Origin of the sequence: Saccharopolyspora spinosa NRRL 18395 (genome assembly GCF_000194155.1) — a bacterium.
GTDB lineage: Bacteria > Actinomycetota > Actinomycetes > Mycobacteriales > Pseudonocardiaceae > Saccharopolyspora > Saccharopolyspora spinosa.
The window spans coordinates 579778-598053 of record NZ_GL877878.1; the positions used below are offsets into that span (position 1 = coordinate 579778).

General features: G+C 69.9%; 16 protein-coding genes and 1 riboswitch. Of the genes, 15 read left to right on the top strand and 1 reads right to left on the bottom strand.

The window, feature by feature from the left end:
* Nucleotides 1-2: 2 nt before the first annotated feature.
* The 4 genes from SSPN_RS0102865 to SSPN_RS0102880 all read left to right on the top strand — a co-directional run bounded on the left by SSPN_RS0102865 (nt 3) and on the right by SSPN_RS0102880 (nt 4097).
* Complete coding sequence (locus SSPN_RS0102865; protein WP_044573264.1) at nt 3-1343, top strand: ABC transporter substrate-binding protein; 1341 nt, start codon at nt 3-5, stop codon at nt 1341-1343.
* Nucleotides 1340-2230 (top strand): carbohydrate ABC transporter permease, encoded by an 891-nt coding sequence (locus SSPN_RS0102870; protein ID WP_010306540.1) that lies wholly within the window; start codon nt 1340-1342, stop codon nt 2228-2230. The genes SSPN_RS0102865 and SSPN_RS0102870 overlap by 4 nt, the downstream gene beginning before the upstream one ends.
* Nucleotides 2223-3023: a carbohydrate ABC transporter permease gene (locus SSPN_RS0102875; protein ID WP_010306544.1), complete on the top strand. Its 801-nt coding sequence runs from the start codon at nt 2223-2225 to the stop codon at nt 3021-3023. The genes SSPN_RS0102870 and SSPN_RS0102875 overlap by 8 nt, the downstream gene beginning before the upstream one ends.
* An 81-nt stretch (nt 3024-3104) precedes the next feature.
* Complete coding sequence (locus SSPN_RS0102880; protein ID WP_083821583.1) at nt 3105-4097, top strand: helix-turn-helix transcriptional regulator; 993 nt, start codon at nt 3105-3107, stop codon at nt 4095-4097.
* A gap of 41 nt (nt 4098-4138) precedes the next feature.
* Here SSPN_RS0102880 and SSPN_RS0102885 read toward each other — a convergent pair whose 3' ends face one another.
* The gene (locus SSPN_RS0102885) at nt 4139-5056 is read right to left on the bottom strand and encodes an SDR family oxidoreductase (protein ID WP_010306552.1); all 918 of its coding nucleotides are present in this window, start codon (nt 5054-5056) and stop codon (nt 4139-4141) included.
* Between the two features lie 563 nt (nt 5057-5619).
* Between SSPN_RS0102885 and ftsZ the strand changes: the two genes are divergently transcribed.
* The 11 genes from ftsZ (at nt 5620) to SSPN_RS0102940 (ending at nt 18232) form a co-directional block, all read left to right on the top strand.
* Complete coding sequence (gene ftsZ, locus SSPN_RS0102890) at nt 5620-7050, top strand: cell division protein FtsZ (protein ID WP_010306556.1); 1431 nt, start codon at nt 5620-5622, stop codon at nt 7048-7050.
* 107 nt (nt 7051-7157) lie between these two features.
* A complete protein-coding gene (pgeF, locus tag SSPN_RS0102895; protein ID WP_083821584.1) occupies nt 7158-7877 on the top strand; it encodes a peptidoglycan editing factor PgeF in 720 nt (239 codons plus the stop codon).
* Nucleotides 7874-8608, top strand: a complete 735-nt coding sequence (locus SSPN_RS0102900) for a YggS family pyridoxal phosphate-dependent enzyme (protein WP_010306567.1) — start codon at nt 7874-7876, stop codon at nt 8606-8608. The genes pgeF and SSPN_RS0102900 overlap by 4 nt, the downstream gene beginning before the upstream one ends.
* A gap of 68 nt (nt 8609-8676) precedes the next feature.
* Entirely contained in the window at nt 8677-9306 is a 630-nt protein-coding gene (locus tag SSPN_RS0102905; protein WP_029534911.1) for a cell division protein SepF, read from the top strand.
* A 19-nt stretch (nt 9307-9325) separates the two neighbouring features.
* Nucleotides 9326-9610 carry a YggT family protein gene (locus SSPN_RS0102910; protein ID WP_010306574.1) on the top strand — a complete coding sequence of 95 codons (285 nt, stop codon included), beginning with the start codon at nt 9326-9328 and terminating at the stop codon, nt 9608-9610.
* A gap of 48 nt (nt 9611-9658) precedes the next feature.
* Nucleotides 9659-10492 (top strand): DivIVA-like cell division protein Wag31, encoded by an 834-nt coding sequence (gene wag31, locus SSPN_RS0102915; RefSeq protein WP_010306579.1) that lies wholly within the window; start codon nt 9659-9661, stop codon nt 10490-10492.
* Nucleotides 10493-10581: 89 nt separating this feature from the next.
* Nucleotides 10582-11004 (top strand): hypothetical protein, encoded by a 423-nt coding sequence (locus SSPN_RS0102920; RefSeq protein ID WP_010306583.1) that lies wholly within the window; start codon nt 10582-10584, stop codon nt 11002-11004.
* 355 nt (nt 11005-11359) lie between these two features.
* A complete protein-coding gene (gene ileS / locus SSPN_RS0102925; protein WP_010306586.1) occupies nt 11360-14512 on the top strand; it encodes an isoleucine--tRNA ligase in 3153 nt (1050 codons plus the stop codon).
* Nucleotides 14513-14808: 296 nt separating this feature from the next.
* Nucleotides 14809-14924, top strand: a riboswitch (SAM riboswitch).
* A gap of 39 nt (nt 14925-14963) precedes the next feature.
* Nucleotides 14964-16301 carry an aminotransferase class V-fold PLP-dependent enzyme gene (locus tag SSPN_RS0102930; protein WP_010306588.1) on the top strand — a complete coding sequence of 446 codons (1338 nt, stop codon included), beginning with the start codon at nt 14964-14966 and terminating at the stop codon, nt 16299-16301.
* Nucleotides 16302-16655: 354 nt separating this feature from the next.
* Nucleotides 16656-17306 (top strand): signal peptidase II, encoded by a 651-nt coding sequence (gene lspA / locus SSPN_RS42195; protein ID WP_083821817.1) that lies wholly within the window; start codon nt 16656-16658, stop codon nt 17304-17306.
* A 41-nt stretch (nt 17307-17347) separates the two neighbouring features.
* Nucleotides 17348-18232 (top strand): RluA family pseudouridine synthase, encoded by an 885-nt coding sequence (locus tag SSPN_RS0102940; RefSeq protein ID WP_044573269.1) that lies wholly within the window; start codon nt 17348-17350, stop codon nt 18230-18232.
* The last annotated feature ends 44 nt before the right edge of the window (nt 18233-18276 follow it).

The following is an 18276-nucleotide window of genomic DNA, read 5'->3' on the forward strand; positions in this document are numbered from 1 at the left end:
GCTTGGCTCGTCCGGGTGCCGGCCAGACCAGTCGACGCGGGTTCCTGCGCGGCGTGGGCGCCGCCGCCCTCGCCGCCCCCGCGCTGGTCGGCTGCGCTCCGGCGAGCAACCCCCGCGAGATCACCTTCTGGAACTTTTACGGGCCCGGTGGCCAGCAGAAGTCCCAGAGCGACTGGGTCGTCCAGCTGGCCGCCGAGTGGAACGCCACCTACGACATCAAGGTCCGGCTGCGCTACGTGCCGACCAAGGACTACACCTCCGGACCGACGCTGCAGACCTCGTTCAGCGCGGGCGCGGGACCGGACGTCTTCCTGCTCAGCCCGGGCGATTTCCTGCGCTACTACAACGGCGACGCGCTGGCCGATCTCACCCCGTACCTGGATCCCGCGGTGCGGGCCGATTTCCTGCCGCAGGTCCTGCAGACCCGGCTGGTCGACGACCGGGTCTACGGCCTGCCGATGGAGATCGAGCCGCTCGCGCTCTACTACAGCGAGACCGCCTTCGAGCAGGCCGGGCTCGCCGAGGGCGACCTGCCGCGCACTTGGGACGACCTGATCGCGGTGGCGGAGCGGCTGACCACCCCCGACCGCTTCGGGATGCTGTTCGAGACGAACCCCGGCTACTACCAGAACTTCACCTGGTACCAGGCGATGTGGATGGCAGGTGGCGAGGTGTTCGCGCCCGACCAGCGCCGCGTCGTCTTCGACAGCGGAGGCGTGCACGCGGCCCTGAAGTTCTGGCAGGACGCCGTGACCGCCGGGGTCGCGCCGCGCCGCGTGCGGGGTTCGGGCGGCAACGACTCGATTTCCAACATCGCCGACGGGTACTGCGCGATGCAGCAGCTCGGGATCTGGGGCATCGCCGAAATCGCCGAGCAGGCCCCGGATTTCCGCTACGGCGTCACCCCCATGCCGGCCCCGCCCGGCGGCGCCTACACCACGTCGCTGGGCAGCTGGGCGATGGTCGCCAACGCCAAGGGCGCCAACCCGGAGGCAGCGGCCGAATTCGTGGTGTGGGCGCTCGGTTCCACCGATCCGGCCTGCATCGAGCGGATGCGGCGGTGGAACACCGTCGCCAAGACGAACCTCCCGCCCCGCTACTCGGTCCAGCGCGCCGCCCAGGAGCACGGCGCGTTTGACGGCGGTCCGATGCGGGTGTTCGCCGAAGAGGTGATGACCGAGGCCAGGCCCGAACCGAGGTTCCCACCGGAGGTCTACCGGGCGATCTCCGACGCGTTGCAGTCCTGCCAGCTTGACGGCGGGAACCCGGCGTCGGCCGCCGGTGCCGCCGCCGAGCAGATCGACACGTTCTTGTCCACCTACGACGGAGCGCCGATCCATTGAGCCCCCGACGAACGAGAGACAGCCGATCCGACGCCGCGGCGGCGTTCGCCTTCCTCGCCCCCGACGGGCTCGGACTGCTGCTGTTCGTCGCGATCCCCACGGCCCTGGCGCTGGTGGTGGGCCTGTTCGACGTCGACGGCTTCGGCAACATCTCCTGGGCCTGGCTGGACAACTTCCGGCTGATGGCCGGCGACGGCCTGCTGTGGCGCAGCTTCGGCATCACCGCCACCTACGCGGTGCTGTTCGTGCCGCTGGCGTTCGCCGCCGCGCTCGGGCTGGCGCTGCTGGTCAAGGACCACTTTCCGGGCGTCGGGGTGGTGCGCGCCGCGCTGTTCCTGCCGAACGCGGTGAGCCTGGTGGTCATCGGCCTGCTATGGCAGTTCCTGCTCACCGACAAGACCGGCGCGGTCAGCCGGTTGACCGGCCTGGACGGGGTTTCCTGGCTCGGTGACCCGAATCTGGCGCTGGTAACCCTGGTGCTGATCAGCGTGTGGTTCCTGATGGGCTACCAGATGCTTATCTTCCTCGGCGGCCTGCAGGACATCCCGCGTGAGCTGTACGACGCGGCGATCGTGGACGGCAGCGGGCCGTGGCAGCGGTTCCGTCACGTGACCTGGCCGATGCTGCGCCCGACGAGCTTCTTCGTGCTGGTCACCTCGACGGTCAACGCGGTCACCGGCATGCAGGCGTTCGACCTGGTCTTCGTCACCACTTCCGGCGGCCCGGCCAACGCCACCACGACGGTCGTCTACTACGCCTACCAGCAGGCCTTCCAGTTCGGCCGGTTCAGCTACGCGGCGGCGATCTGCGCGCTGCTCGTGGTCTCGCTCGGCGCGGTCACCGGTGCCATGTTCGCCCTGACCAGGGGAGGTCGTTTCGATGCGTAGCATCCCCGGGCGGGCGGCGCTCGCCTACCTGGCCGCGCTGGTGACGGTCGCGCCGCTGCTCTGGTTGCTGTTCAGCGCGTTCCGGCCGGCGTCTGAGCTCTACGACCCCGGCTGGCCCAGCGAGCTGACGCTGTCCAACGTGGCCTACGTGCTGACCGAGGTGCCGTTCCTGCGCTACCTGGCGAACAGCGCTTTCGTCGCTGTCACCGTCACTGTGATCGCGCTGTTCCTGCACTCGATGGCGGCCTACGCGCTGGCGCGGTTGTCGTTCCGGGGCAGGGGATTCGCGTTCGCTTCGGTGGTAGCGACGCTGTTGATCTCGCTGCCGGTGATCCTGGTGCCGCTGTTCATCGTGGTGCGCGGGCTGGGTCTGGTCGACACCTATGCGGGCCTGATCGTGCCGGGGTTGTTCAACGCCTTCGGTATCTTCCTGCTCCGCCAGTTCTACCTGGGGGTCCCGAAGGAGCTGGAGGAGGCGGCGCACCTGGACGGCTGCGGGCACTGGCGGATCTACTGGCACGTCATCCTGCCGCTGAGCCGCCCGATGCTGGCGGCCCTGGCCGTGCTGTTCTTCCTGGCGAACTGGAACTCGTTCCTGTGGCCGCTGGCGGTGGCGCAGGACGAGTCCCTGCGGGTGGTCCAGGTCGGCATCGCGTCGTTGCAGGGCCAGTACGCCTCGAAGCAGCACTACGTGATCGCGGCGGCGATGCTGGCGGCCATCCCGACGGTCCTGGTCTTCCTCCTCGGTCAGCGCTGGCTGGTCGCTTCCCTGAAGACCACCGGCCTCCGCTGAGGCTCACGGCCACGAGCAGCGGAAACCGTGCCGCCGCCGCGTGCGCGGCCAGCAGTCGTCGGCTCGCCGTAGGGTTGGGGAGTGCGAGCGTCGCGGTTGGTTTCGTTGCTGTGCTTGTTACAGGTCCGGGAGGTCATGACCGGGCCGGAGCTGGCCCGGGAACTGGAGGTTTCCGAGCGGACCGTGGCCCGCGACGTGCTCGCGCTGGCCGCCGCCGGGGTTCCGGTGTACGCCGAGCGCGGGCGGACCGGCGGATACCGGCTGCTCGGGGGCTACCGCGCGAAGCTGACCGGGCTCCACCAGGCCGAAGCCGAGGCGTTGTTCCTGGCCGGCGTGCCGGGCCCGGCGATCGAAATGGGCCTCGGCGAAGCCGTCACCGCCGCGCGGCTCAAGGCCTCGGCGGCGTTGGCCCCGCCGTTTCGCGATGCGCCGCAACGGGTGGGGCAACGGTTCCACCTGGATGCGCCCCGCTGGTTCCGCGAGGCCGAAACCCCTGCGGTGCTGCCCGAACTGAGCCGCGCGGTGTGGCGCGACCGCAAGGTCGTCGCCCGGTACCGGCGCGGCGACCTGGAAGTGCGGCGCGAGCTGGAACCACACGGGCTCGTGCTCAAGGCCGGTGTCTGGTATCTGGCGGCCCGCCGCGGCCAGCGGTTCCTGACCTACCGGGTCGACCGCTTCAGCCACGTCGAGGTCGCCGACGAGCAGTTCACCCGCGACGAGACCTTCGACCTCCCGACCTTCTGGGAGGAGAAGTCGGACGAGTTCAACCGCTCCCTGCTGACCGAACGCATCCGGATCCGGATCAGCCCGGCGGGCCTGCGAAAACTGCACGCCACCACGGAAGGCACCGCAGCCCGCGAGGCCGAAGCCGCCGCGAGCGAACCCGACGCCCAGGGCTGGGTCACCGCGGACTTCCCGGTGGAGTCCCTCGACGTCGCGTACGACCAGATCCTCAACCTGGGCCCGGAAGCCGAAGTCCTGGCCCCACCGGACCTCCGCAACCGCCTGGCCGGAGCGGCGACCCGCCTCGCCACCCTCTACGCCGATCGCGACCCGGGCGAAGGACACCTCTGACAGCTGGCGAAGTCGGTCGGAGGTGCCCTTCACGCCGTTCGTCAGCGGTAGTCCTCGGGTTTGCCCGGCTTGCCGGGCCATTCGACTTCCAGGATGTAGCGCCAGGCGTCCGGCCGGGAGCCGTCCACGTCCGTGAAGCCGTAGACCTTCGCCAGGTAGCCGCTCGAGAGCGACTCGGTGTTCCAGCGGGCCACGTCCGGGTCCGTCGCCAACGCGACCACGGCCCGGCCGACGAACCGCGGCGACTCCGAGATGCCGAAGCCCTCCGGCGCCGTGGCCGACTCCCGCCAGTTCTCCTCGGTGACGCCGAAGATCTCGAGCATCATTTCCGAGCGCAGCCAGCCCGGCGTCAGCGAAACCGCCGTGCCGCCGTGCTTCTTCAACTCCTCGCCCTGGGCGCGGGCGAGGCGGTGCGCCGCGACCTTGACGATGTCGAAGAACGCGCCGCCCTCGCTGCGGTAGTACTGCTCGTGCACCTCGGCGGTGCCGTCGGTGAGCTCCACGACCAGCCCGCCCGGCTGCTTGCGCAGGAGATCCAGGGCGAAGTGGCTGGTGATGAGGTGCGCCTCGATGCCGACCCGCAGCCGCTGCAGGCCCTTGTCCAGGTCCTGCTCCCAGACCGGTTTGTGCCAGTCCATCAGGTGCTCGCCGCCGAGGTCGTTGACCAGGATGTCCAGCCGCCCCTGCTCCGCCTCGATCCGCCGGACCAGCTCGCGGACCTGGTCTGGATCGGTGTGGTCACAGCGGACCGCGATGCCCTGGCCGCCGGCCTGCGTCACCAGTTCGGCAGTGTCCTCAATGGTCTCCGGCCGGTCGTAGTCCGAGCGCTGCTCCCGGGTGCTGCGCCCGCTCCCGTAGACCGTCGCGCCGGCCGCCCCCAGTTCCACGGCGATGCCGCGCCCCGCGCCGCGGGTCGCCCCGGCCACCAGCGCGACCTTGCCGTGCAGTTGTCCAGTCATGCCTGGGATTCCTCCTGTTCCCGAATCGGTCGAGAAGAGACCATGCCAGCGAATCCGGACACCTGCGGTCGTGATTTCCCGGCGAGTTCGAATCTGGACCTGCACGAATCGGGGATTCCGCAGACCAGGCGGCGTCTGAGCTTCCGCCACCCGCAGCGCTGCGCAGGGGGAGCGAATGGACAGGCATTTCTGCCTGCCTCGACCGGATGTGCAGGGCTCGGGGTACGGTGTTGGTGGTGATCACGTTCGCGACGTGACCACCACACAAGGGGAGGAACAAGACTGGGCTCGCTGCGGCGGACGGACCCGCTGGGCGACGGCGAAAGCGGTCGGGACGGAAGCGACGAGGTGCGCGGCACAAAACACCTGCTACGGCTCCCGGCGTGGCTGCTGGACGCGAAGGCAGTTGCTTGCCTACCGTCCGGACCGGGCACGGGATCGGCCGCACCTCGCATCCCGCGCCGACAGCGACCGAGGGAACCCGCGTCGGCGACGACCGGTACTGCGGCCGTCCAGGCGGTCGACGCAGAGAGCACAGAGCCACGATCAGGAAGGCGGATCCGATGACGCCCCCGCACAACTATCTAGCGGTGATAAAGGTCGTCGGCATCGGTGGCGGCGGCGTCAACGCCGTGAACCGCATGATCGAGGTCGGGCTCAAAGGTGTCGAGTTCATCGCGGTGAACACCGACGCGCAGGCCCTGCTGATGTCGGATGCCGACGTCAAGCTCGACATCGGCCGCGAGCTGACCCGCGGCCTCGGGGCCGGTGCCGCGCCGGAGGTCGGCCACAAGGCCGCCGAAGACCACAAGGAAGAGATCGAAGAGGTCCTCAAGGGCGCCGACATGGTGTTCGTGACCGCCGGCGAGGGCGGCGGCACCGGCACCGGCGGCGCACCGGTCGTGGCGTCGATCGCGCGCAAGCTCGGCGCGCTGACCATCGGCGTGGTCACCCGGCCGTTCTCCTTCGAGGGCAAGCGCCGCGCGGCCCAGGCCGAGAAGGGCATCCAGGAACTCCGCGAATGCTGCGACACCCTCATCGTGATCCCGAACGACCGGCTGCTGCAGCTCGGCGACATCGGGGTGAGCCTGATGGACGCCTTCCGGTCCGCCGACGAGGTACTGCTCTCCGGTGTCCAGGGCATCACCGACCTGATCACCACGCCGGGTCTGATCAACCTCGACTTCGCCGACGTCAAGAGCGTCATGTCCGGCGCGGGCAGTGCCCTGATGGGCATCGGCTCGGCGCGCGGTGAGGGCAGAGCGGTGCAGGCCGCGCAGAAGGCGATCAACTCGCCGCTGCTGGAAGCGTCGATGGAGGGCGCGCACGGCGTGCTGCTGGCCATAGCCGGTGGTTCCGACCTCGGCCTGTTCGAGATCAACGAGTCGGCGTCGCTGGTGCAGGAATCCGCGCACCCCGAAGCCAACATCATCTTCGGTACGGTCATCGACGACTCGCTGGGCGACGAGGTGCGGGTGACCGTGATCGCCGCCGGGTTCGACGCTGGCACGCCCACCCACAAGAAGCTCGAACCGACCAAGGTCGGCGCGCGCACCGAGGAACCCGAGCCCGCTCCGGCCGCGGCGAAGCCCGTGCCGCAGCCGGTGGCGGAAACCCGGCCCGAGCAGCCGCAATCCGCATACCAGCCGACTCCGGCACCGCAGCCCGCTCCTACGGCGCAACCGACCCCGGCCCCCGTCCCGCAGGCGGAACAGCCGGTCGCCCAGCCGACGGCGCCGCCCGTCCAGGAGGCCCCGGCGCAGCCGGAACCGCAGCAGCGGCCGAACCTGGGCCAGCGGTCCGGGCTGTTCGGTGGCGACGGCTCCTCGACCGGGCAGCAGAGCGTCTCGGTGCCCACCCGCGCGAGCGGCGGCTACCCGACGCACGGCGGCCCCTCCACCACCGGTCGCACCGGCGCGCTGCCCAACCGGGGCATCCCGGTGAACGACGACACCGACGACGACGTCGACATACCACCTTTCATGCGCCGCTGAAGCACGAGAAGGTGCGTCCCCGCGCCGTGCGGCACATGAGCGAGAATCGACACCGGAAACGCCTTCGTTTCCGGTGTCGACTTGTATGTGCGGGAGGCTGAGCAGCAGTGCGGATTCGGCGCGTGATCACCACGCGGGAGGGCGGGAGTTCCCGGCCGCCCTTCGACTCCTTCAACCTGGGTGGCCGGGTCGGCGACGACCCCGCCGCCCTGGCGGCGAACCAGCGCAAGCTGGCGCACGGAATCGGCCTCCCCGAGGACCGTCTGGTGTGGATGGAGCAGATCCACGGGCGCACCGCGACTGTCGTGGACGGGCCGCAGCCCGAGCCGGTGGAAGCCACCGATGCGCTGGTGACCGCGGAGCCGAACCTGGCGCTGATCGCGCTCACCGCGGACTGCGTGCCGGTGCTGCTCGGCGACCCGGAAACCGGCGTGGTCTCCGCGGTCCACGCCGGACGGGTCGGCGCTCGCGTCGGAGTCCTCGTCGCGGCGCTGAAGGCAATGCAGGAGGCCGGTGCCCGGCTGGACCGCATCGAGGCGCTGCTCGGCCCGGCGGCCTGCGGCGAGTGCTACGAGGTGCCCGCAGAGATGCAGGCCGACGTCGAGAAGCACCTGCCCGGCAGCGCGTGCAAGACCCGCAAGGGCACCACCGGACTCGACCTGCGGGCGGGGCTCTGGGAGCAGCTGGCCGCCGCCGGGATCGCCAAGATCGGCGTCGACCCGCGCTGCACCACGGAATCCCCGGAGCTCTACAGCCATCGCCGCGACCAAGGGCGCACCGGTCGGTTCGCCGCGGTGATCTGGGCCGAGCCGGAGGAGACCGAGTGAGCGAGGAATTGCGGCGGGCCGAGTTGGCGGAGTCGCTGCGGGAGGTCCGCGACCGGGTCGACCGGGCCTGCCGCGCGGCCGGGCGGCAGCCCGAAGAAGTCGAGCTGCTCGCGGTGACCAAGACCTTCCCGGCGTCAGACGCGGCGCTGCTGGCCGATCTCGGGATGACCGAGTTCGCCGAGAACCGGGAGCAGGAGGCGCGCGGCAAGGTCGCCGAGTTCGTCGCGCTGCGGCCGGAGACGACGGCGCGTTGGCACATGGTTGGGCAGCTGCAACGGAACAAGGCCCGGGCGGTGGTCCGGTGGGCCGACGTGGTCGAGTCGGTGGACAGCGAGCGGCTCGCCGAGGCGCTCGCCCGCGCCACCGCGAACGCCCTGGACGCGGGCGAGCGGCAGCGGCCGTTGGACGTCTTGTTGCAGGTGAGCCTGGACGAGGCGGTCGGGCGCGGGGGCTGTCGCCCGGAGGACGTGCCCGCGCTGGCCGATATGATCATGCGGACGAGTGATCTTAGGCTGCGTGGTGTGATGGCCGTCGCCCCGTTGGGTGGCGAACCCGATGTGGCTTTTGCCACACTTTCCGTGATCTCCGAGCGGCTGCGTAGAGATCACCCCGAAGCTGTCGAAGTGTCGGCGGGCATGTCCGGCGACCTGGAAAGTGCCGTTGCCCACGGCTCGACCCGGGTGCGTGTCGGAACCGCGTTGCTCGGTGGGCGGCGGTTAACCTCGCCGTAGCCGTAAACAGGGGGGTCGAAGGCTGGCCTCGTGCTCGGTGCTAGGAGTCTCAGAGGAAGGGCATGCCGATGAGCGCTTTGCACAAGTTGAAGGCCTACTTCGGCATGGTCCCGGCCGACGAGGCTGACGAATACGACGACGACGCCGGATACCGCGACCGGTACTCCGACGCCGACCGCGACGTCTACGACGGCCCGGCCGAGCGGGTGCCGACCCGCCGGCGGGTCGGCACCCGCGGCTACCAGGCGGAAGCCGAAGCGGAATCGGAGAGCTTCGTCGAGGAGTACCGCGATCCGGCGCCGCGGCCGCGCAGGCAGTGGACACCGGACTCACCGGTGCGCAGCGCGGCACCCGCGGATCCGCCACGGGAGTCGGTCTCGCGGCTGCGCGCTGTGACCGACACCGGCACCCAGTTCAACTTGAGCAAGATCACAACCCTGCACCCGCGCAGCTACAGCGAGGCCCGCACGATCGGCGAGCAGTACCGGGACGGCACGCCGGTAATCATGAACCTGACCGAGATGGAGGAGGCCGACGCCAAGCGCCTGGTCGACTTCGCCGCCGGTCTGGCATTCGCGTTGCGGGGCTCGATAGAGAAGGTCACGAACCGCGTGTTCTTGCTCTCACCGCCGAACGTGGACGTCGCGGCGGAGGACAAGCGGCGCTTGGCCGAGGGTGCCTTTTTCAACTACGGGTGAGTGGTGGCACAGTTGAAGCGTGAACCTGGTGCAGATCGTCCTGTTTTACGTTCTGTTCTTCTTCTGGCTGCTGCTCACGGCCCGTATTGTGATCGAACTCGTTCGGGTGTTCGCTCGCGATTGGCGGCCGGTTGGGGGGGTTGCAATCGCGTTGGAGAGCATCTACACAGTGACCGACCCACCCGTAAAGTTGGTGCGTCGGGTGATTCCGACGGTCCGGATCGGCGGCGTCGGACTGGACCTATCGATTATGGTGCTGCTGCTGGTCGTGTTCATACTGATGCGACTGGTGCAACCCGGGTGACGGGGAACCCGGGCTACCCGCAGCCGAGGGAGTGCGTGAGGTGATCTTGTGGGCTTGACCCCCGCGGACGTGCATAACGTCGCGTTCAGCAAACCGCCGATCGGTAAGCGGGGCTACAACGAGGACGAGGTAGACGCATTCCTCGACCTGGTTGAAGCCGAGCTTGCCCGGCTGGTCGAGGAGAACAGCGAACTGCGTAGCCAGGTGGAGCAGCTGGAGTCCCAGCTGCAGACCGCGCAGGTCGACCTAGACGAAGCCCGCAGCCAGGCGGCGTCCGTTCCCTCGACCCCAGCCGCCCCACCGGAGGAACCGCGCCGGCTCACCCCGGTTCCGGCGCCGACCGCCGTCGAGCAGACTTCCCCGGGCGGTGATCACCATGTGCAGGCCGCCAAGGTGCTGGGCCTCGCGCAGGAGATGGCCGACCGGCTGACCGGCGAAGCCAAGGCCGAGGCCGACGGCATGTTGTCCGAGGCGCGGACGAAGTCCGAGCAGCTGCTGTCCGAAGCGCGCTCGAAGTCCGACAGCATGGTCAACGAGTCCCGGACCCGGGCCGAGACGATGCTCAACGACGCCCGCACCCGGGCCGAGACGTTGGAGCGGCAGGCGCGCGAGAAGGCCGCCAGCCTGGAGCGCGACGCGCAGCGCAAGCACGCCGAAGTGATGGGCAACATCACGTCGGAGAAGAACGCCCTCGAGAAGAAGATCGAGACCCTGCGCACGTTCGAGCGCGAGTACCGCACTCGACTGCAGACCTACCTGGAGTCGCAGCTGCGCGAACTGCAGGACCGGGGCTCGGCCGCGCCCGCCGACAACAGCGGCAGCCGGTCGTCCGGTCAGCAGGCCAGCTACAGCTTCGGGGCGCGTGCGGCCGAAGCCGGCTGATCAAGTTCGTTCGCATCGGCGGCGACGGGACGAAACGCCCGTCGCCGCCGACGTGCATCCGGACCATTCGGCGAGGGACGTGAGATCGCGTGCTGTTGATCGTGCTGGTGCTGGTCCTGATGGCCGGCGCTGTCCTGGCTGGCGCGGTCGTCGCTGGCGAACCGGACCTGGCATGGTTGTCGGTGCTTGCGAGCGCCGTCGGTGTGGGCCTGCTGGTCGCAGATCAGCGGCGGCGCCGGACCGGAGCGGGCGAGCGTCCGGGGGCCGCGTCGGCTTCTGCCGATGGCAAGGAACCGGGCGAGGAGCGCAGCAACGCCGCGGCAGCTGCGGATCCGGACGCCGAGGTGCTGGTGCTCGACGAACGGCCGCGCTACCACGTGCGGACCTGCGAGTGGCTCGGCGAGCGGAAGACGATCGCCCTGCCGCTGCGCGAGGCGCGGGACCTCGGCTTCACGCCGTGCGCCCGTTGCGCGCCGAACGCCACGCTGGCCGCCGAGGTCCGCCAGGTTTGACCGCAGTTTCAATTGAAACTGTCGTCCGCGAGTTCCTGGGAACAGCTTCGATTGAAACTGAACACCGGTGAAAGCCGGTGGCGAGCGCCCGGTACTCTGGAACGACCAGGCGATGATCCGGCCATCACCGGGGAGCCTCCGGAAGAACGGGTGCCCGGCCTGGGCACCTCAGTAGAACCGGACGGGTCCAGCCCGTCATAGCTGGCAACGAGTGGTCGTCGGCGTCGATCGGCGGCAAGCGGGGTGGTACCGCGGATCTCGTGCGGGCATACGCGCGAGGTGTCGTCCCCGCGTGGACACCGAGGTTTCGGTGACCGTGCGGCGGAAACAACACACCGCGAGGAGCGCATCCGCGATGGCTTATCCCAAGGTTCGGTTCGGCGACGCCGGTGAGCGCGGCGTGGCTGCCCAGCCCGCGTTCCCCGAGATCGAGCGCCACGTGCTGGATTTCTGGGCCGACGACAAGACCTTCCAGGCCTCAGTACAGGCTCGCGAGACCGGCGCCAACGGCGCCAACGAGTTCGTCTTCTACGACGGGCCGCCGTTCGCCAACGGACTGCCGCACTACGGGCACCTGCTCACCGGCTACGTCAAGGACGTGGTGCCGCGCTACCAGACGATGCGCGGCCGCCGGGTGGAGCGCCGGTTCGGTTGGGACTGCCACGGGCTGCCCGCGGAGGTCGAGGCGGAGAAGCAGCTCGGCATCACCTCGAAGTCCGAGATCGAGACGATGGGCGTCGCCGCGTTCAACGAGGCGTGCCGGACCTCGGTGCTGCGCTACACCTCCGACTGGGAGGCCTACGTCACCCGGCAGGCCCGGTGGGTGGACTTCGAGAACGACTACAAGACGCTCGACCTGGACTACATGGAAAGCGTCATGTGGGCGTTCAAGACCCTTTGGGACAAGGGTCTCGTCTACGAGGGCTTCCGGGTGCTCTGGTACTGCTGGCGCTGCGAGACGCCGCTGTCCAACACCGAAACGCGGATGGACGACGTCTACCGCCAGCGGCAGGACCCGGCGGTGACCGTGGGCCTGCGGCTCAACGCCCCGGGCAAGGCATTCGACGGCGCGCTGGCCCTGGTGTGGACGACGACGCCGTGGACGCTGCCGTCCAACCTGGCCGCCGCAGTGCACCCCGAGGTCGACTACGTGCTCGTCGCGCCGGCCAACGGTGCCGAGCGGTATGTGCTGGCCGAAGCCCGGCTCGGCGCGTACGCGCGGGAGCTCGGCGAGGATGTGGTCGAGCACGTCGTGGCCCGGTTCAAGGGGACCGAGCTGCTCGGTACGAAGTACGCGCCGCCGTTCGACTTCTTCGCGGGGCGGGAGAACGCGCACCAGGTGCTGGCGGCCGACTATGTCACGACCGAGGACGGCACCGGTCTGGTGCACATCGCGCCAGCCTTCGGTGAAGAGGACAAGGTCGTCACCGACGCCGCGAACATCGAGCCGGTGATCCCGGTCGACGCGCACGGCAAATTCACCACCGAGGTCCCGCCGTACGAGGGGTTGCAGGTCTTCGAGGCCAACAAGCAGATCGTCCGGGACCTCAAGGAGACGGGCCTGCTGCTGCGGCACGAGACCTACGACCACCCGTACCCGCACTGCTGGCGCTGCGACAACGCGCTGATCCAGCGGGCGGTGTCGTCCTGGTTCGTGGCGGTCAGCCAGTTCAAGGACCGGATGGTCGAGCTGAACCAGCAGATCAACTGGGCGCCGGAGCACATCCGGGACGGGCAGTTCGGCAAGTGGCTGGAGAACGCCCGCGACTGGAACATCTCCCGGAACCGCTACTGGGGGTCGCCGATCCCGGTTTGGATCTCCGACGACCCGGCCTACCCGCGCACCGACGTCTACGGTTCGCTGGACGAGCTGGAACGCGACTTCGGGGTGCGCCCGACCAACCTGCACCGCCCGGAGGTCGACGAGCTGACCCGGCCGAACCCGGACGACCCGACCGGGAAGTCGACGATGCGCCGGGTGCCGGAGGTGCTGGACTGCTGGTTCGAGTCCGGCTCGATGCCGTTCGCCCAGGTGCACTACCCCTTCGAGAACTCGGAGTGGTTCGAGCACCACTACCCGGGCGACTTCATCGTCGAGTACAACGGCCAGACTCGCGGCTGGTTCTACACGCTGCACGTGTTGGCGACCGCGCTGTTCGACCGCCCGGCCTTCGCCAACGTGCTGGCGCATGGCATCGTGCTGGGCCACGACGGACTGAAGATGTCCAAGTCCAAGCGCAACTACCCGGACGTCAACGAGGTCTTCGACCGCGACGGCTCGGACGCGATGCGCTGGTTCCTGATGTCCAGCCCGATCCTGCGCGGCGGCGACCTGGTGGTCACCGAGCGCGGCATCCGGGACGCGGTGCGGCAGGCGGTGCTGCCGCTGTGGAACTCCTGGTACTTCCTGGCGCTGTACGCCAACGCCGAGGGCATCTCGGGCGAGTTCGAAGTGGGCAGCAAGCACGTGCTGGACCGCTACGTCCTGGCCAAGACCCACGAGCTGGTCGGCGACGTGCAGTCCGCATTGGACACCTTCGACCTCGCTGGGGCCTGCGCGGAGGTGCGCGACTTCCTCGAGGTGCTGACCAACTGGTACGTGCGGCGGTCGCGCGACCGCTTCTGGGCCGGTGACCAGGATGCCATCAACACGCTGCACACCGTGCTGGAGGTGACCTGCCGGGTGGTGGCGCCGCTGCTGCCGCTGACCGGCGAGGCGGTCTGGCGCGGGCTGACCGGCGGCCGCTCGGTGCACCTGGCGGACTGGCCCCTGGTTGACGAGTTGCCCGCGGACGCCGCGCTGGTGACCGCGATGGACGAGGTGCGCCAGGTGTGCTCGGCCGCGTCGGCGCTGCGCAAGTCCAACAAGCTGCGGGTGCGTTTGCCGCTGGCCAAGCTCGTGGTCGCCACCCCGGACGCGGAGGCGCTGCGGCCGTTCGCGGACCTGATCCGCGACGAGGTCAACGTCAAGGACCTAGAGCTGAGCACCGACGTCGCCGCGCACGGTCACTTCGAGATCGCGGTTAACGCGCGGGCCGCCGGTCCGCGGCTGGGCCGCGACGTGCAGAAGGTGATCAAGGCGGTGAAGTCCGGCGAGTGGCAGCGCACCGGGGGCACCGTGGTCGCGGCGGGTATCGAGTTGCAGGACGGCGAGTTCGAGGAGCGCCTGGTCTCCACCGATCCCGGCGCGGCCTCGCCGCTGCCCGGCGGCAAGGGGCTGGTGGTGCTGGACACCGAGGTGACCCCGGAACTGGCGGCCGAAGGCCTGGCCCGCGACGTGGTGCGGGTCGTCCAGCAGGCCCGCAAGGAGGCGGATTTCCAGGTCTCCGACCGGATCACGGTGGCGATCTCGGCGCCGGCCGAGGTTCTGGCGGCCGTCGAGTCGCACCGCGACTTCATCGCGGGCGAAACCCTGGCGGACGCCGTCGAATCCGGCGACGTGGCGGACGGCTTCACCGGCAGTGTCGGTGAGGGCACCGCGATCAAGGTCGCCGTCACCAAGGTCTGATCTGCACGCCCGGGTGGCACCGGCGACGAGCGCGGTGTCGCTTGGGTGTCGTGGTGGTGGTTGATGCGAACGGCCTGTTCGCGCCATCTACTGACGCGAACAGGCCGTTCGCTTCACATCAACACTCCCGGTGTTTCGGGTGGCGTTGGCGAGGGTGGCGCCACCCGGGCGTGCAGCTGTGACCGTCGTGCGGGTGTCGAGATCGCCACGCGGGCGCCGTGTGACGGAGATCGCTCCCACGGTTCGGGAATGGTGTTGCCTGCGGTGCGGGCGGTTTCCTAAAGTGCTGGGTCGAAGGTCATGAGCGCCAGCGTCAAGCCCCGGCTTGCTGGCCGGCAACCCTCCAACCGCGGTGGGGTGCCCCGGGTGAAGACCTGGCCGGTCGTGCAGGGCGATCCGGCAAGCGCGGACCCCTCTGGGCGGGTCCGATGAGGCCCCCGAGGAGGCCGTCATGTCGTCCGCCGTCATCGAAATCCCGGTGCAGTCCAATGTGGACTACCGGATTCCCGCCGTGGTCGGCGGTGCGCTGCAGGTCCCGCTGGTCAACGGCCAGCGCATCGGATACGCGAATCTCGATCACGCGGCCAGCGCGCCATGTCTCGAGTCCGTGCAGTCGGCGGTGAACGAGCTGCTGCCCTGGTACGCGAGCGTGCACCGCGGCGCGGGGTTCGCCTCCCAGGTGTGCACCCGGGTCTACGAGGGAGCGCGCGACGAGCTGCGGAACTTCGTCGGCGCCCGTCACACCGACTCGGTGATCTTCACCCGCAACACGACCGACGCCCTGAACCTGCTGGGACGCACGCTGCCGCGCGGCACGTCCGTCGTGGTCTTCGACACCGAGCACCACGCCGCGCTGCTGCCCTGGACCGGCCCACGGGTGCGCCGCCTGCCCGCGCCGGAGACGCCGGCGGATGCCATCGCCGCGCTCGACGCCGCGCTGGCCGACTGCCCAGAAGGACCGCGGCTCGCGGTGATCACGGGTGCCTCCAACGTCACCGGGGAGCTGTGGCCCGTCGCGGAGCTGGCGCGGGTGGCTCGCCGTCGCGGGGCTCGCACGGTTCTCGACGCCGCGCAGCTCGCGCCGCACCGGCCGGTCCGGATCAGCGAGCTCGACATCGACTACGTGGCGATCTCGGGGCACAAGCTCTACGCGCCGTTCGGTGCGGGCGCGCTGATCGGCCGCGCGGACTGGCTCAACGCCGCCGAGCCGTACCTGGCGGGCGGCGGCGCGACCCGTTTTGTGCAGGAGCGGTCGGTCAGCTGGACGACCGGGCCGGAGCGGCACGAGGCGGGCTCGCCGAACACCGTCGGCGTCCACGCGTTGGCCAAGGCCTGCAAGACGCTCGCGGCGAACTGGACGGACGTCATCGAGCACGAGGAAGCGCTGCTGCAACGGCTGCGGGCCGGGCTGCGCGGTGTGCCGGGGCTGCGCGAACTCCGCCTGTTCGACGCCGATCACGACCGGGTCGGCGTGGTGAGCTTCACCGTCGACGGTCAGGACCCGGGCGTGCTGGCTGCGGCGCTTTCCGCGGAGCACGGCATCGGCGTCCGCGACGGCTTGTTCTGCGCGCACGTGGCCACGCGGCGGCTGCTCTCGCAGGCGGGCTCGGACACCGAGCGCGCGGTCCGCGTCAGCGTCGGGCTGGGCAGCACGGCGGAACACGTCGACCGCCTCGTGAACGCGCTGCGGCGGCTGGTGACCGAAGGCCCGACGTGGCGCTACGAGCAGGTCGACGGCCGCTGGGTGCCAGCCGACGACCCGCGCCCCGCGCCCGCCTTCCTCGACTGACCGGGGCTCCGCTTCGCCTGGTCACGACCCGTGAGTGAGTTTCGGCGTCATAGCACCCGAAAGCACTCACGGGTCCTGTTCTTTGTCTTTGAAGCGCCGAAGGCGCTTAGCCCACACTCGCAACTTGCACCCCCGCGGTTCTCAGGCCGTGCCCATCCCGTCGGGGTACTTGGCGAGGCCAGTCCCCGGCGTGGCGTAGTGGTCATGCATGAGTCGGGGTTCCCGGAGTCCTGTCGGCGTCTGAGGTTCCGCTACCTGCACCGCCGCGCAAATGAGTTGGGAAACAGCCCAACGGTTAACGGGCGGATCGCGGGAGTGGTCCTGCCGAACCGGGTGCGGGCGGGTTCAGGGACAATGGTGGTCGTGAGCACCGAGCAGTCCTCCCCGAGGGAGTCCTCAGCAGAGCAGGCAGGCACCGAGCCGACCGCCGCGGAACAGGCGTCCGAGACGCCGACCGGGGCGGCGGAGGAGTCGCCCAAACGCGGGTCCGGGAAGCTGCTCGGGTTGTTGGGCGGGGTCGCCGTGGTGGCCCTGGGAGTCGACATCCTCACCAAGGTCGCCGTCGTAGCGAACTTGGAGGGCAACCCGCCGGTCAAGCTGTTCGGCGGCCTGCTCTACCTCGACGTGCTGCGCAACCCCGGTGCCGCGTTCTCGCTGGCCACCGGCATGACGTGGCTGCTCGCGGTGCTCGCGATAGCCGTCGTCGGGGTGATCATCTGGCTGGCGCCGAAGCTGCGCTCGCCGGGTTGGGCGGTGGGCCTCGGCCTGGTGCTCGGCGGGGCCTGCGGCAACCTGGTCGACCGGATCTTCCGCGCCCCCGGCCCGCTACAGGGACACGTGGTGGACTTCCTGTCGGTGTTCGCGCCGGGTGGCACGGTGTGGCCAGTGTTCAACGTCGCCGACTCGTGCATCGTCTGCGGCGGCATCCTGGTCGTGCTGATGTCGCTGCTGGGCCGCGACTACGACGGCACGGTGCACCGCAAGAAGAAGGCTTCGGAGTCGTGAGCGACCTCCGAACGCTGCCGGTTCCCGAGGGGCTGGACGGCATGCGGGTGGACGCGGGCCTCTCGAAGCTGCTGGGCCTGTCCCGCAGTGCCGTCGCCTCGCTGGCGGAATCCGGTGACGTGCTCGTCGACGGCAACCCGGCCGGCAAGTCGGACCGGTTGGCCGCCGGGGCGTGGCTGGAGGTGACGCTGCCGCCGGCGCAACAGCCGCTGCAGGTCGTCGCGGTGCCGGTGGAGGGGCTACGGATCCTGCACCAGGACGACGACATCGTCGTGGTGGACAAGCCGGTCGGCGTCGCGGTGCACCCGAGCCCCGGCTGGGAAGGGCCGACGGTGGTCGGCGGGCTCGCCGCGGCTGGCGTGCGCATCGCGACTTCCGGGGCCTCCGAGCGGCAGGGCGTCGTGCACCGGCTGGACGCGGGCACCACCGGTGTCATGGTCGTCGCCAAGAGCGAGAACGCGTACTCAGTGCTCAAGCGCGCCTTCAAGGAACGCACCGTCGACAAGCGGTACCACGCGGTGGTGCAGGGGCACCCGGACCCGAGCCGCGGCACCATCGACGCGCCGATCGACCGGCATCCGCGCCACGACTACAAGTTCGCGGTCGTCACCGGCGGCAAGCCCAGCATCACCCACTACGAGACGGTGGAGGCCTTCCGCGCGGCATCACTGGTCGACGTGAAGCTCGAAACCGGGCGCACGCACCAGATCCGGGTGCACTTCGCGGCGATCAAGCACCCCTGCGTCGGCGACCTGACCTACGGCGCGGACCCGGTGCTGGCCCGGCGGCTCGCCATCACCAGGCAGTGGTTGCACGCGCGCAGCCTCTCGTTCGAGCACCCGTCCGGCGGCTGGGCCACCTTCGAGAGCCAGTACCCCGCCGATCTCCAGCACGCGCTGGACGAGCTCCGCGACCAGGACGGTTGAGCCGGGTACGGTGTCGGGCAAGCCTGTTACGAGCAAGGGGGCTT